Origin of the sequence: Archangium minus (assembly GCF_044360475.1) — a bacterium.
Taxonomy (GTDB): Bacteria; Myxococcota; Myxococcia; order Myxococcales; family Myxococcaceae; genus Archangium; species Archangium minus.
Window position 1 is genome coordinate 6,836,329 of sequence record NZ_CP043494.1, and the last position, 15,213, is coordinate 6,851,541.

A 15,213-nucleotide genomic window follows, 5' to 3' on the forward strand; every position below is an offset into this window, starting at 1 on the left:
TGACGCGTCGCGGACTCCGATCATGCTCTCCCTGTTCTCCCTTCTGCTGCGTCGCTCGAGCACCTCCATGCTCGCGATCTCCGTCATCGGGATTGCCGCGGGCCTGTGCAACAGCGCCCTGATCGCGCTGATCAGTCAGGCGCTCGGCTCCACCCCGTCCACCCTGGAGACGATGGTCGCGGGGTACCTCGCGTTGTGCGCGGGCGTGCTGGTAGGCAATACCGTCCCGGAGATCCTGCTCGCACGGCTGTCGAGAGCGATCACCTCCGACCTGAGGCTCAAGCTCGGACGGCGAATCCTCGCGGCGCCCTTCCGCCGCCTCGAGATGATCGGCAAGGGGCCCGTGCTCGCGGCGCTCGCGCAAGACGTTCAGTCCATCGTCAACACGGCATCCAGACTCCCCAGCCTCGTGGTCAGCCTGACGATCGTGCTCGGCTGCCTGGGCTACATGGTGTGGCTGTCCCCGCGGGGGATGCTGCTCGTGCTGCCCGCGATGGCCCTGCTCGTCCTCTTCTACGTCTTCGCGGCCAGACGGCTGGTGCCCCTCTGGCGCCAGGAGCGCGACACGCAAGACGAGCTGCACCGTGAGCAGCAGCAGGTGCTCGATGGCATCAAGGAGCTCAAGCTGCATGGGCCGCGCCGCCATGAGTTCATGGAGCGGGACTTCGCGCCCGCCGTGGAACACGTGCGCCACGCGAGCCTGCGAGCGGCCATCAGCGGCGCGCTGCTCAGCAACTTCGTGCACTTCTTCACGTGGCTCGTGCTGGGCGTCATGCTGTTCGGTGTCTTCACCCTGACCACGCACGACTCCGAGGCCACTCGCGGATACGTCCTGTCGCTGATGTACATGTGGGGGCCGTTCCGCGGGTTGATCGAGGACATTGGGCGCTGGCCACAGGTGAGCATCGCCCTGGACAAGCTCGCGCAGCTCGAGGTCTCGCTCTCCGAGCCGGTGCCTGACGAGGCCGCTGACACCCTCGCCGTCGCACTGCCACCCGGCGGGCGCCACGAGGTGCTCCTCGAGGGAGTGACCTACGCGTTCGGCGACACGGACGCGGCGCACTCGTTCCACGTCGGTCCGATCGATCTGGCGCTGAGACCCGGGGAGCTGGTGTTCGTGGTCGGCGGCAACGGCAGCGGCAAGACGACCTTGGCCAAGCTGCTCACGGGGCTCTACACCCCCAAGTCCGGTCGGCTCATGTGGAACGGCGTGCCCGTGACGAACCAGAACCGCGAGGCGTACCGCAACACCTTCTCGGCGATCTTCACGGACTTCCACCTCTTCGAGAACCTGCGCGGCGTGGACCCCACCCTGCTCGAGGGCGGCGCGCGGGAGTACCTGCGGCTGTTCGAGCTCGACACGAAGCTCCAGGTCGTTGAGGGCCGCTTCTCGACGACGAGCCTGTCGACCGGCCAGCGCAAGCGGCTGGCGATGATCGTCGCGCTGTTGGAGGACAGGCCGTTCTACCTGTTCGACGAATGGGCGGCCGACCAGGATCCCGAGTTCCGCGAGGTCTTCTACCGCAAGATCCTCCCGGAGCTGGCCGCACGCGGTAAGGGCGTGATCGTCATCACGCACGACGACCGGTACTTCCACCTCGCGCATCGGGTGATCAAGCTCGAGCTCGGCAGGACCGTCACGGCGGTGGCGGCATGAGCAATCCCATCCCACTCCTCATTCTGGGCGCCGGCTTCTCCCGGATGGCACACGCCCCCGCGCTCCAGAAGCTGGGTCCGAAGTTCCGCGTCGCGGGGGTCTTCAGCCGGACGCGGGAGAAGGCCCAAGCGGTGGCGAGCGGCTTCGCAGGCCACGTGGCGGTGTTCACGGACCTGGAGCAGGCGCTGGCGATGGAAGGAATTGAAGCGGTGGACGTGGCGCTTCCCATCCTGCCCGCGTCGGACACCATCGCGGCGGCGCTCGGACGGGGACTGCACGTCTTCAGCGAGAAGCCCATCGCCGAGTCCGTGGAGCGCGCCCGGGCGCTGCTGTCGTTACAGGCCGGAGGGCGTCCGGGCCTGGTGTGGTACGTCGCCGAGAACTTCCGCTTCTGGGAGACCGCCTGGCGCGTCAGGGAGCTGATCGCCTCGGGGGAGATTGGCACACCCCTGCTCTGTCATTACCCGACGCTGGTGCCCATCAAATCCTCGCAGTGGTTCCAGACCGGATGGCGCCGCACGCCAGCGTACGAGGGCGGTTTCCTGCTGGACGGAGGCGTGCACGACATCGCGGCCCTGCGGCTGATGCTGGGCGAGGTGGCCGAGGTCAGCGCCTTCGTGCGGAGCGTGGACCCCGAGCTGCCCCCGGCCGACACGCTGGTGGCCTCGCTCGCGTTCGAGAGCGGGATTGTCGTCAACTACTCGGTCTCCTATGCGCTGGAGCAGGTACGGCTCTCGCCGTGGGGTGTGGTGCGGGCGGTGCTGAGCGGGTCCGCGCGGCCCATCCGGGACCGCTTCGGCCGCAAGCACATCGTGGGCACGCGCGGTTCGATCTTCTTCATGCACGACCGGGTGGAGCTCGTCAGGGGCTTGAAGCGCACCGTCATCAAGGTGCGCTCGAACGACATGATGGTGCAGCAGTTCGAGGACTTCCGGGCGGGCGTGCGCGAGGGGCGGCCGATCCGCAACACGCCGCAAGAGGCGCTGCGCGACGTGGCGGTGATCGAGGCCCTGCTCACCGCGGCCCGAGAGCGCCAGGTGGTCCGCCCCGCTCGCGTGGAACAGGAGACCCAGCCATGAGCCCACTCCAGCGTGATTACGAGGTGGTGATCGTCGGCAGTGGCCCGGGCGGAAGCACGCTCGCCCATGAGCTGTCGCGGCGTGGAGCCCGGATCCTCCTGGTGGAGGAAGGAGACTTTCTCCAGCCCAATCCCGCACGAGCGGACGAGCCGAGCATCCACATGGGAGAGCTCGTGCGCGGCGAGCAGCAGGCGTTCGTCGGTGGGCCCTCGAAGTTCTACGGCGCGGCCCTCTACCGCCTGCGCGAGCAGGACTTCCAGGCCACCCCGACGGAGACCGGCGAGTCACCCGCGTGGCCCATCCGCTACGCGGACCTCGAGCCGTTCTACTGCGAGGCGGAGCGCCTCTATGGCGTACGGGGCTCGACCCACGAGGATCCCTCCGAGCCCCCCCGCTCCCAGCCGTACCCGCACGGGCCCATCGAGCACGAGCCGTACATCGCCCCCATCGTCGAGCGGATCCGCGCCCAGGGGTTGCCCGTCTCGTACATTCCCAAGGCGGTGGATGTGGGGCCCGGAGGCAAGTGCATCCTCTGCGCGAGGTGCGACGGCCACTACTGCCAGCGCGACGCGAAGATGGACGCGGAGATCGCCGCGCTGCGCCCTGCCCTGGCGACGGGACGGGTCCAGCTCCTCACGAAGACGCAATGCCTCCGGGTGCTCACCACGCCGGACGGGCGCCGGGCCACGGGCGTCCTGCTGAAGCGGGGCAGTGAGGAGTGGGTGGTGAACGCGGGCGTGGTGGCCGTGTGCGCGGGCTTCGCGCAGACACCGCTGCTGCTGCGGCGCTCGCGCAACGACGCGCACCCGGAAGGCATCGGCAATGCCTCGGGGTGCCTGGGCCGGTATCTGGCGGGTCACACCGCAGGCTTGCTGTTCCCCCTCCGGGGCTTGGAGCGGGTGCCGCCCCTGCACCAGAAGACGTTTGCGATCAACGCGTTCTACGCCCCCTCCTCGGACTGGCCGTACCCCCTGGGCGTCATCCAGGCCGCGGGGCAGTTGCCCCTGTGGAAGAGCGTTCCCTCTGTCGTGAGACCGTTCGTGCGGTTCATCGTCGAGCGCAGCGTGACGTGCTTCTTGATGACCGAGGCGATCCCCAGCCGGGACTCAGGCTTTGAGTTCCAGGGGGATCAGATCGTCCGGATGAACAGCCCGAAGCCCAACGAGAAGACCTTCCTGCGGTTGCGGCGGCTCGCGATCGACATCTTCAAGAAGGCCGGCTTCAAGTGGGTGGTGGCCCCCCGGAGCCCCGCGGACCTGTGGCACCTCGTGGGGACGGCGCGCTTCGGCGACGACCCGGCCACCTCCGTGTTGGATCCGCTCTGCCGCGTCCACGGCATGGACAATCTCTACGTCGTCGACTCGTCCTTCCTCCCCTCCGCGGGTGCGGTCAACACGACGCTGACGGTGATCGCCATGTCCCTGCGCGTCGCCGCCACTATCGCGCAGGCGAAGCCACGAACCGAGCCCGCTCCGAGCGGACAGGCCGCCTAAGCCCACCCGGCCACACGACGCCTTTATTCCCCCCTCCTGAGTACCTCCCCCAGAGCCATGAACAACCGAGTGAACCACCCCAAGGCCTCCACCCTGATGGACCTGCTCACGTTCCGGGTGGAACAGCGCGCGGACTTCCCCATCTACAGGTTCCTGGAGGAAGAGCCGGGGCAGGAGACCGTCCTGACCTACGCCGGCCTGGACACGCGGGCCCGGCGCATCGCCGCCGAGCTCGCGTCCGGGGCCAAGGGCCAGCGGGTGATGCTGCTCTACCCTCCGGGCACCGAGTACATCGCGGGCTTCTTCGGGTGCATCTACGCCGGTGCCCTGGCCGTCCCCGTCTACCCGCCAGAGCCGACCCGCCTGGAGCGCACGCTGCCACGGCTGCGCGCCATCATCCGCGACGCGCAGGCGACGGTGGTGCTCACCAACTCGTTCATCCTGTCCATGGCGGAGTTCATCTTCGAGCTCGCCCCCGAGCTGCGAGAGCTGCGGTGGGTGGCCACCGACGCGCTGCCCGAGGGCCTGGAGGAGCGCTGGCAGCGCCCGGAGCTGACAGGGAGCTCGCTGGCCTTCCTGCAATACACCTCGGGCTCCACCGGCATGCCCAAGGGCGTCATGGTCAGCCACTCCAACCTGTTGGAGAACCTGAACGCCATCACCCATACCTTGCGCCTGCGTCAGGAGGAGAAGTGGGTGATGTGGTTGCCGCCCTACCATGACATGGGCCTCATCGCCGGCATCCTCAACCCGCTGTACGCGGAGAACCCGGCGGTCCTCATGGCGCCGCTGACGTTCCTGCGGCGGCCCTTCCGGTGGTTGGAGGCGTTGTCTCGCTTCGGAGGGCAGGTGACGGGCGCGCCCAACTTCGCCTTCGACCTGTGCGTGCGCAAGACGACGCCGGAGGAGCGTGCCACGCTCGACCTGAGCCACTGGCGGGTGGCCTTCAACGGCGCGGAGCCCATCCGCCCGGAGACATTGAAGCGCTTCACGGAGACCTTCGCCCCCCAGGGCTTCCGCCCGGGGACCTTCGTGCCGGGCTATGGATTGGCCGAGGCGACGCTCGTGGTCTCCGGCAGCACGCCCTCCGAGCCGCTCGTGCTGCACGCGGTGCACGCCGCGGGGCTGGAGCGCAACCAGGCCGTGGCTGCGAGCGAGGACGAGCCGGGGGCCCGCGTGCTGGTGGGCTGCGGCGGGATCGTGCCCCGCCATGAGGTCATCGTGGTGGACCCGGAGACGCGGGAGCGCCGCGCACCAGACGAGGTGGGTGAGTTCTGGGTGTCCGGCCCGAGCGTGGCCGGCGGGTACTGGGACAAGCCCGAGCTGTCCGAGGAGATCTTCCGGGCCCGCACAGCCGATGGCGCGGGGCCCTACCTGCGCACCGGAGACATGGGCTTCCTGCACGACGGCGCGCTCTTCGTCACCGGCCGGCGCAAGGATCTCATCATCATCCGTGGGCGCAACCACTACCCCCAGGACCTCGAGCTGACAGCCGAGCGCAGCCACCCGGCGGTACGGCCCGGCTGCAACGCGGCCTTCGCCGAGGAGGAAGCGGACAGTGAGCGGGTGGTGATGGTGGTGGAGGTGATGCAGCGGGAGGGGCTGGACACGGAGGAGGTAGCGGCCGCCGTGCGCGCCGCCGTGGAGCGCGAGCACGAGCTGCGGGTGGACACCGTGGTGTTGGTGACACACGGCAGCGTGCCCAAGACGTCCAGCGGCAAGCTGATGCGCCGCGCCTGCCGGCAGATGCTGCGCGAGGGCCGCCTGGAGGTGGTTGGCCGCTCCGTGCTCCAGGTCGTCTCGCGGGAAGAGCAGGCCCGTACCGAGGCCATGCCGGACGTGGCCACGCTGCGCGCCCTGCCCGCCCCCGAGCGCCGCCAGGCCCTGCTCGCCCTGGTGCGCAGCGAGCTCGCCCGCGCCCTGCGGGCGCCCGTGTCGGCCGTGGAGCCCACCCGCCGGGTGAGCCACCTGGGCCTGGACTCGCTGGCGGCCGTGGAGCTGGGCAATGCCTTCGAGCAGTACCTGGGTGTGGCGCTGCCCCTCTCGCGCGTGCTGTCCGGTCCCACCCCGGAGGAGCTCGCCGGTTTCATGGAGGAAGTGCTCACCGCGCAGCCCGCGTCCGGCGCGGAAGCAGCGACGTCCGTCTCCGCTTCCGGTGACTACCCTCTTACCCCCGGCCAGTGGGGCCTCTGGTTCCAGCACCAGCTCTCCCCCCACACCACCGAGTACAACGTCACCCACGCCATGCGCGTGCGCTCCGCGTTGGACGTGCCCGCCCTCCAGCGAGCATTCCAGGCCCTGGTGGACAGACACGCCAGCCTGCGCACCCTCTTCGTGCGCGTGGACGGCCAGCCCGTTCAGCGCGTCCTCCCTCACGCCCAGGTCCACTTCCTCCAGGAGGACGCCTCCTCGTGGGAGGAATCCCGCCTGCAGCAGCGCCTCGGGGAAGAGGCGGCGCGTCCCTTCGAGCTGGCGTCCGGGCCGCTGATGCGCGTGCACCTCCTCTCCCGCTCGGCGGAGGAGCACGTGCTGGTGCTGGGCATCCACCACATCATCGTGGACATGGTGTCGCTGGCCGTCCTGCTCCAGGAGCTGGGCGAGCTGTACGAGGGCGAGAAGCGAGGCCAGACGCCGGCTCTCCCCCCGGTGCGCCTGGACATGCCTGGCGTCGAGCGCCAGCAGCGCGAGTTCCTGGCTCGCGAGGGCGAGAGGCTGTGGGAGCACTGGCGGCAGCGACTCGCGGGCGAGCCCACCCCGCTGGAGCTGCCCAGCTTCCGTCCGCGCCCGCCCGTGCAGACCTACGCGGGCGCCGCCCACGCCTTCCGCTTGACCGAGTCCTTGACGCAGCGGCTGCTCACCCTGGGCCGCGAGCGCGGCGTCACCCTCTACACGCTGCTGCTGGCCTCCTTCCAGACCCTCCTCCACCGCTACACCGGCCAGGAGGACGTGTGGGTGGGCTCTCCCGCCAGCGGTCGCACCCGCCCTCAGCTCGGTGGCGTCGTCGGCTATCTCGTCAATCAGGTGGTGCTGCGCGGGGATCTGTCCGGCGAGCCCACCTTCCTCGAGCTGCTGGAGCGGACCCGCGGCGTGGTGGTGGACGCCCTCTCCCACCAGGAGCTGCCCTTCACCACGTTGGTGGACAGGCTGCGCGTGCGCAGGGATCCCAGCCGTCCGCCCCTCGCCCAGGTGGAGCTGGTGCTGCAGCGCTCGCACCTTCCCGGCCAGGAGGCCCTGAGTGGCTTCGCCCTGGACGAGAGCGGCGTGCGCATGCGCCTGGGTAGCCTTGAGGTGGAGTCGCTCGCCCTCGAGCGACACGTGGCGCCCTTTGATCTCACGCTCACGTTCGCCGAGGTGGATGGAACGCTTGCCGGCTCGCTGCGCTACAACGTCGACCTCTTCGACGCGGGCACCATGGCCCGTATGGCCGGACACCTGGTCCGGCTGCTCGAGGGAATCGCCGCCGATGCCTCGCAGCCCATCTCCCGGCTGCCCCTGCTGTCCGCGGAGGAACGCACAGCGCTCACCCGGCCTCCCCGCGTGCGCCACGCGCTGCGCTCGGGAGAGGTGTGTCTGCACCGGCGCTTCGAGGAGCGCGTCGCGGCGCGACCCGAGGCCGTGGCCCTCTCCTTCGAACAGCAGCGCCTGCGCTACGCCGAGCTGGACGCTCGCGCCAACCAGCTCGCCCGGTACCTGGCCCGTCAGGGTGTGGTGCGGGGTGATCTCGTGGGGCTCTACCTGGAGCGCTCGCTGGACATGGTGGTGGCCGTGCTCGCCATCCTCAAGGCGGGAGCGGCCTACGTGCCCATCGACACGGCCTACCCCGCCGAGCGTGCCCGCTTCATGCTCGAGGACAGCCAGGCCCGCGTCCTCCTGACGCAGACGAAGCTCGGCGGCGCCCTGGGCGACGTGGCCCCCCGCGTGGTGCTGCTGGACGGCGAGGACTCGCGCATCTCGTCCGAGGAGCGCTCGCGTCTGGAAGTGCCCTCCGCCGGCGAGGATCTGGCCTACATCATCTACACCTCGGGCTCCACGGGCCGCCCCAAGGGCGTGCAGGTGACGCATGCCCACGTGGCCCGCCTCTTCGACGCCACCTGGGACTGGTTCCGCTTCGATGGCTCCGACGTCTGGACGCTCTTCCACTCCATCGCCTTCGACTTCTCCGTCTGGGAGCTGTGGGGCGCCCTGCTCTACGGTGGCCACCTGGTGGTGGTGCCGCACCTGGTGAGCCGCTCCCCCGAGTCCTTCCACCAACTGCTGCGCGCTGAGCGCGTCACCATCCTCAACCAGACGCCCTCCGCCTTCCGCTCCCTCATCCAGGCGGATCTCTCGGCGCCCGCCGACAGCGAGCCCCTCGCCCTGCGCCAGGTCATCTTCGGCGGCGAGGCCCTGCCCCTGCGCAGCCTGAGTCCCTGGTTCGAGCGGCATGGCGACGAGCGCCCTCAGCTCGTCAACATGTACGGCATCACCGAGACGACGGTGCACGTCACCTACCGGCCCCTCCGCGCCCGGGACGTGGACGAGGCGCCAGGGAGCGTCATCGGCGAGCCTATTCCCGACCTCTCCCTGCTGCTGCTGGACAAGCACCAGCAACCCGTTCCCGTCGGCGTGCCGGGAGAGATGTACGTGGGCGGCGCGGGCGTCGCGCGCGGCTACCTCCACCGCCCCGAGCTCACCCAGCAGCGCTTCCTCGACGATCCCTTCTCCACTGAGCCGGGCGCCCGCCTCTACCGCAGTGGCGACCTTGCCCGCCGTCTGCCCGATGGCGATGTGGAGTACCTCGGCCGCCTGGATGATCAGGTGAAGGTCCGCGGCTTCCGCATCGAGCTGGGGGAGATCGAGAACGCCCTGGCCCAGCACCCCGCGCTGCGCGAGGTGGTGGTGGTGCCTCGCGAGGACGCCACCGGCGAGAAGCAGTTGGTGGCCTACGGCGTGGCCCACGCGGGCGCGGAGGCCCCCACCGTGGGAGAGCTGCGCGCCTTCCTGCGCGAGCGGTTGCCCGAGCACATGGTGCCCGCCGCCTTCGTCTTCCTGGATGCCATTCCCCTCACCGCCAACGGGAAGGTGAACCGGCGCGCCCTGCCCGCTCCGGAGCGCCTGCGCCCCTCGCTGAGCGAGGGCTACGTGGCACCCGCCAACGAGCTGGAGCGGCTGCTGTGCCTCGTCTGGGGCGAGGCGCTCGGGTTGGAGCAGGTGGGCGTGGACGACAACTTCTTCGAGCTGGGTGGCGACTCCATCCGCAGCCTGCGCGTGGTGGCACATGCGCGCGCGCGGGGGCTGACGCTCAGCGTGGCGGAGATGTTCGAGCACCAGACGGTGCGGGCCCTGGCCCAGGCGCTCCGGCGCGGCGGCGAGGAGTCCGTGCGCACCGAGCCCTTCTCCCTGGTGTCCGAGGCTGACAGGGCGGCGCTTCCCGAGGGCCTCTCCGACGCCTACCCGCTGTCCATGCTCCAGGCCGGCTTCGTCTTCCACGCCGAGCTGCGCCAGGGCTACGAGGTGTACCTCACCAGCTTCCACGTGCGGGTGCGCTTCGAGGAGGACGCGCTGCGCCGGGCGATCGCGCAACTGGCACGGCGCCACCCCATGCTGCGCTCGGCCTTCGACGTCTCCTCCTTCAGCGAGCCCCTGCAGTTGGTGTACGAGCACGTGGAGGTTCCGCTGACGGTGCTCGACTGGCGGGACCGGACGGAGAAGGCGCAGCGGCAGGACTTCAAGGCCTGGAGCCAGGCCGAGCGGCGGGAGGGCTTCACCTGGCGCAAGCCCCCGCTCATCCGGCTCCACGTCCATCGCCTCACCGACGACGAGTTCCGCATCACCCTCTCCGAGCCCTTCCTCGATGGCTGGAGCGTCGCCTCGCTGTGGTCAGAGCTACTGCGGCTCTACGTCGCCTCGCTCCAGGGCGAGACGCCCGTGGAGCCACCTCCTGCCACCACCTACCGGGACTTCGTCGCCCTGGAGCGCGCGGCCCTGGCTTCCGAGGAGTCGCGGAGCTTCTGGGCCCGGGAGCTCGGCCGTCTGGAGCGCGCCCCGCTCGCGCACTGGCCCCTGCGTGATGGAGAGTCCCCCGGCCAGCACATCCGCATCATCTTCCCCGTGGCCGGCGAGGTGTTCACCGGCCTCAAGCAGATCGCCAGCGAGACGACGCTGCCCCTCAAGAGCGTCCTCATCGCCGCGCACTCGCGTGTCGTGGCGCTGCTCACCGGCAAGGATCAGGTGGTGACGGGCATCATCGCCAACGGGCGCCCCGAGGTGCCCGGCGGAGATCTGGTGCTGGGCATCTTCCTCAACACCATCCCCCTGAGCATGGAGCTGACGGGCGGAACCTGGCACGACCTGGCCCGCGACGCCTTCGAGGCCGAGCGCGCCCGGCTGCCCCACCGCCGCTTCCCACTGGCCCAGCTCCAGAAGTCCTTCGGCGCGGGCCAGCCCCTCTTCGACACGGCCTTCAACTTCACCCAGTTCCATGTCCTGGACCGGCTGCGCGAGCTGCGCGGGCTCGAGGTCCTCGACATGATGGCCACCGATCAGACGTATTTCGCCTGGACGGCGTACTTCAACGTCAACACCGCCAGCACCGAGCTGCACATCGCCCTGGACTGCAACGGCCTGGGCGCCGATCAGGTGGAGGCCATCAAGGCGCACTACCTGAGCGTGCTGAGCGCCATGGCGAGGGCTCCCCAGAGTCGCTACGAGCAGGCGGAGCTGCTGCCCGAGCGCGAGTGGCAGCAACTGCGCGCGTGGAACGAGACGCGGGCCGAGCCCTCGGGCGACACGTGTGTCCACCACCTGGTGGAGGCGCAGGCGGCGCGCACGCCGGACGCGGTGGCGCTGGTGCACGAGGAGCGGCGCCTCACCTACCGCGAGCTGGAAGCGCGCACCCGTTGGCTCGCGGGCTCGCTGCGTGCCCTGGGCGTGGGCCCCGAGACACGCGTCGCCGTGTGTCTGGAGCGCACGCCGGAGATGGTGCTCGCCCTGCTGGGCGTGATGCGCGCGGGCGGCGCCTACGTCCCGTTGGATCCGGCCTACCCCGCTGAGCGGCTGGCCTACATGCTGGAGGACTCCCAGGCCCCCGTGCTCATCACCACGAGGCGGCTGGAAGGACAACTGCCCACGCACGGGGCTCGGGTCGTCTACCTGGAGGCGAACACGGAAGTGCCGGCGGACCTCGAGCCCCTGGCGCCCGCCAGCACCAAGCCGGACAACCTGGCCTACGTCCTCTACACCTCAGGCTCCACGGGCCGGCCCAAGGGCGTGGCCCTGGAGCACCGCAGCGCGGTGGCCTTCCTGCGCTGGGCACTCTCGGTCTTCTCCCGTGAGCAGCTCTCCGGCGTCCTCGCCGCGACGTCCTTCTGCTTCGACCTGTCCGTCTTCGAGATGTTCGCCCCCCTGGCTCGTGGCGGCACCGTCATCCTCGCGGACAATGCCCTGGCGCTCGCGGGCTTGAAGGCGGCCGGAGAGGTGACGCTCGTCAACACGGTGCCCTCGGCCATGACGGAGCTGGTGCGGGCCGGCGCCCTGCCTGCCTCCGTGCGCACGGTGAACCTCGCGGGAGAGCCCCTCCCCGGCTCGCTGGTGCGAGACATGTACCGCACAGGCACCGTGGAGCACGTGTACAACCTCTACGGCCCCACCGAGGACACCACCTACTCCACCTCTGTGCGCGTGCCCCGCGAGGCCCGCGGCGAGCCCACCATTGGACGCCCACTCCCTGGCACCTCCGCCTGGGTGCTCGACACGCGCGGGCGCCCCGTGCCCGTGGGCGTACCCGGCGAGCTCCACCTGGGCGGCGCCGGCCTCGCCCGCGGCTACCTCCACCGGCCCGAGCTCACCGCCGAGCGCTTCATCCACAACCCCTTCTCGCGTGAGCCCGGCGCCCGCCTCTACCGCACTGGGGATCTCGTCCGTCTGCTGCCTGATGGCGAGCTGGAATACCTCGGCCGCATCGACAACCAGGTGAAGGTGCGTGGCTTCCGCATCGAGCTGGGTGAGGTGGAGGCCGTGCTCCGCTCCCACTCGGCCGTGCGGGACGTCGTCGTCCATGCCCGCTCGGACGCGCCGGGAGAGAAGCGCCTGGTGGCCTATGTCGTGGCCCGGGCCGGACACTCGCCGGACGCGGCGCAGCTCAAGGAGCACGTGCAGCGGCACCTGCCCCGCTACATGGTGCCCGCGGCCTTTGTGACCCTGGCCGCCCTGCCCCTCACGCCCAACGGCAAGGTGGACCGCAAGGCACTGCCCGCCCCGGAGGCCTCCCACTCGGAGACTCCCTACGTCGCCCCGCGCACCCTCACCGAGGAGCTGCTGGCCTCCGTCTGGGCCCGCGTCCTGCGCGTGGAGCGCGTGAGCGCGTACGATCACTTCTTCGAGCTCGGCGGACACTCGCTGCTCGCCACCCAGGCCATCTCGCGCATCCGCGAGTCCCTCCAGGTGGACCTGCCCCTGAGCAGCCTCTTCGAAGCCCCGACCCTCGCCGCCCTCGCCGAGAAGGTGGACGCGCTCCGTGCAGCCCAACGGGGACAGGTGCCGCCCCCGCTCCTGCCACTGCCTCGCACCGGGGCTTCGCCCCTGTCCTTCGCCCAGCAGCGCCTGTGGTTCCTCGAGCAGCTTGATCCGGGCAGCGCCGCCTACAACGTGCCGGCCGCCGTGCGCTTCACGGGTGCGCTGGATGTGGACGCGCTGCGCCGCGCCTTCTCTGAGCTCAGCCGCCGCCACGAGTCCCTCCGCACCACCTTCCACAGCGGCCATGGGGAGCCCCTCCAGCACGTCGCAGAGAGCCTGGAGCCCTCCTTCACGGTGCTCGATCTGTCGATGCGCTCCGAGTCGGAGCGCACGGCGGAGGTGCAGCGCCTGGCCTCCGTCGAGGCGGGACGGCCCTTCGATTTGACGCGCGGTCCCCTGCTGCGCATCACCCTGCTGCGCCTGGCCGAGCGCGAGCACGTGGTGCTGCTGACAATGCACCACATCGTCTCCGACGGCTGGTCCATGAACGTGCTCGTCGAGGACCTGACGGCGATCTACGCGGCGCTCACCTCGGGGCGGCCCGTGTCGCTGCCCGCGCTGCCCGTGCAGTACGCGGACTTCGCCGTCTGGCAGCGTCAGTGGCTGCGGAACGAGGCCCTGGAGAAGCAACTGGCCTACTGGCGCCAGCAGCTCGCGGACGCTCCGCGATTCCTGGAGCTGCCCACCGACAAGCCGCGCCCCGCCGTCCAGTCCTTCCGTGGCGCGAGTGGGTTCGTCCACCTGCCTCGCGAGCTGTCCGACGCCATCCAGTCGCTCGGCCAGCAGGAGGGAGTCACGCCCTTCATGGTGCTGCTCTCCGCCCTCCAGGTGGTCCTGCACCGCTACTCAGGCCAGGACGACCTCTGCGTGGGGACGCCCATCGCCAGCCGCAACCGCGTCGAGTTGGAAGGCCTCATCGGCTTCTTCGCCAACACCCTCGTGCTGCGCACGCGTCTGTCTGACTCCCTCTCGTTCCGCGAGCTGCTCGCCCGCTCGCGCGAGGCCGCCCTCGGCGCCTACGCGCACCAGGACGTGCCCTTCGAGAAGCTCGTCGAGGAGCTCCAGCCCCAGCGTGACCTGAGCCGCTCGCCCCTCTTCCAGGTGATGTTCACCTTCCAGAACAACCGCCTGCCCGACACCTCCCATGCGGGTCTGGTGCTCAGCCGGCTGGATGTGGACCACCGCACTTCCAAGTTCGACCTGGAGCTGGTGCTGACCGCCTCCGACGACGGTCTGCGCGGCCGCTTCGAGTACAGCACGGACCTGTTCGAGGCGGAGACAATCGCCCGCCTCACCCAGCACCTGCGCACGGTGCTGGAGGCTGCCGTCTCCCAGCCGGAGCAGCGCGTGGGTGACATCCCCCTGCTGCCCCAGGCTGAGAAGCAGCAAGTGCTGGTGGACTTCAACCGCACCCACGCCGACGTCCCCCTCGACGTCTGCTTCCACCAGCTCTTCGAGGCTCAGGTCGCGCGCACTCCGGACGCCCTCGCTGTTCGCGATGCCTCCTCCTCTCTCTCCTACGCCGCCCTCAACGCTCGCTCCAACCGCCTGGCCCACCTCCTGGTGGACTCCGGCCTCCAGTCCGACTCTCTCGTCGCTCTCCTGGCCCCTCGCGGTTGCGACTTCCTCGCCTCCACCCTCGGCATCCTCAAGTCCGGCGCTGCCTGGTTGCCGCTGGACCCCTTCCACCCTCCCCACCGTCTCTCCCAAGTCCTCTCCCTTAGCCGCGCTCCCTTCGTCCTCGTCTCCGACTCGCTGGCGCCCCTGCTGGCCTCCGCCCTCGAGCTGCTGCCCGCCGAGCGTCGCCCCCGCGTCCTCTCCCTCGAGTCCTCCCTGAGCGCCGCCACCCCGGAGCACAACCTCCCGGCGCGCTCCTCTCCCTCGAGTCTGGCCTACGTCATCTTCACCTCCGGCTCCACCGGCGTGCCCAAGGGCGCCATGGTGGAGCAGCGCGGCATGCTCAACCACCTGCATGCCAAGGTGCGGGACTTGGCCCTGGGGCCCTCCGACGTCGTCGCCCAGACGGCCTCTCAGTGCTTCGACATCTCCGTCTGGCAATTCTTCTGCGCCCTGCTCGTCGGTGGCCACACCCTCGTCCTTCCCGACGACGTGGCCCACTCGCCCCGCGCCCTGCTTGAGTCGCTGGAGAAGCAGTCCGTCTCCATCGCCGAGACGGTGCCCTCCCTGCTGCGCGCCCTGCTGGAGGAGGCCGACGCCCTGGGCTCCTCTCGCCCGGCCCTCTCGCGCCTGCGCTTCATGCTCCCACCGGCGAGGCCCTCCCGGCTGAAACCGCCCGCCGCTGGTTGCTCTGCTGGCCCTCCATCCCCTCATTAACGCCTACGGCCCCACCGAGTGCTCCGACGACGTCACTCACGGGCCCCTCTTCTCCCCGCCTTCCTCCGCTTGCGTCCCCATCGGCAAGCCCATCTGCAACACCCGCCTCTACGTCCTCGACTCTCACCTGCGTCCCTGCCCCATCGGCGTCCCCGGT

The 15,213-nt window shown here is 70.2% G+C and carries 4 protein-coding genes and 1 pseudogene; all 5 read left to right on the top strand.

From position 1 onward, the window contains the following. Window positions 1-22: 22 nt before the first annotated feature. On the top strand, window positions 23-1,657 hold the full coding sequence (locus F0U60_RS27810) for a cyclic peptide export ABC transporter (protein ID WP_395803937.1): 1,635 nt from the start codon (window positions 23-25) through the stop codon (window positions 1,655-1,657). Then, window positions 1,654-2,736 carry a Gfo/Idh/MocA family protein gene (locus F0U60_RS27815; RefSeq protein WP_395803939.1) on the top strand — a complete coding sequence of 361 codons (1,083 nt, stop codon included), beginning with the start codon at window positions 1,654-1,656 and terminating at the stop codon, window positions 2,734-2,736. The genes F0U60_RS27810 and F0U60_RS27815 overlap by 4 nt, the downstream gene beginning before the upstream one ends. Further along, window positions 2,733-4,229: a GMC oxidoreductase gene (locus F0U60_RS27820; protein WP_395803941.1), complete on the top strand. Its 1,497-nt coding sequence runs from the start codon at window positions 2,733-2,735 to the stop codon at window positions 4,227-4,229. Before F0U60_RS27815 ends, F0U60_RS27820 begins: the two co-directional genes overlap by 4 nt. Before the next feature lie 57 nt (window positions 4,230-4,286). Further along, window positions 4,287-15,056: an amino acid adenylation domain-containing protein gene (locus F0U60_RS27825; RefSeq protein ID WP_395803943.1), complete on the top strand. Its 10,770-nt coding sequence runs from the start codon at window positions 4,287-4,289 to the stop codon at window positions 15,054-15,056. After that, a pseudogene (locus F0U60_RS27830) lies at window positions 15,052-15,195 on the top strand (hypothetical protein); the annotation flags it as partial. The gene F0U60_RS27825 and the pseudogene F0U60_RS27830, both read left to right, overlap by 5 nt. Between the last annotated feature and the right edge of the window lie 18 nt (window positions 15,196-15,213).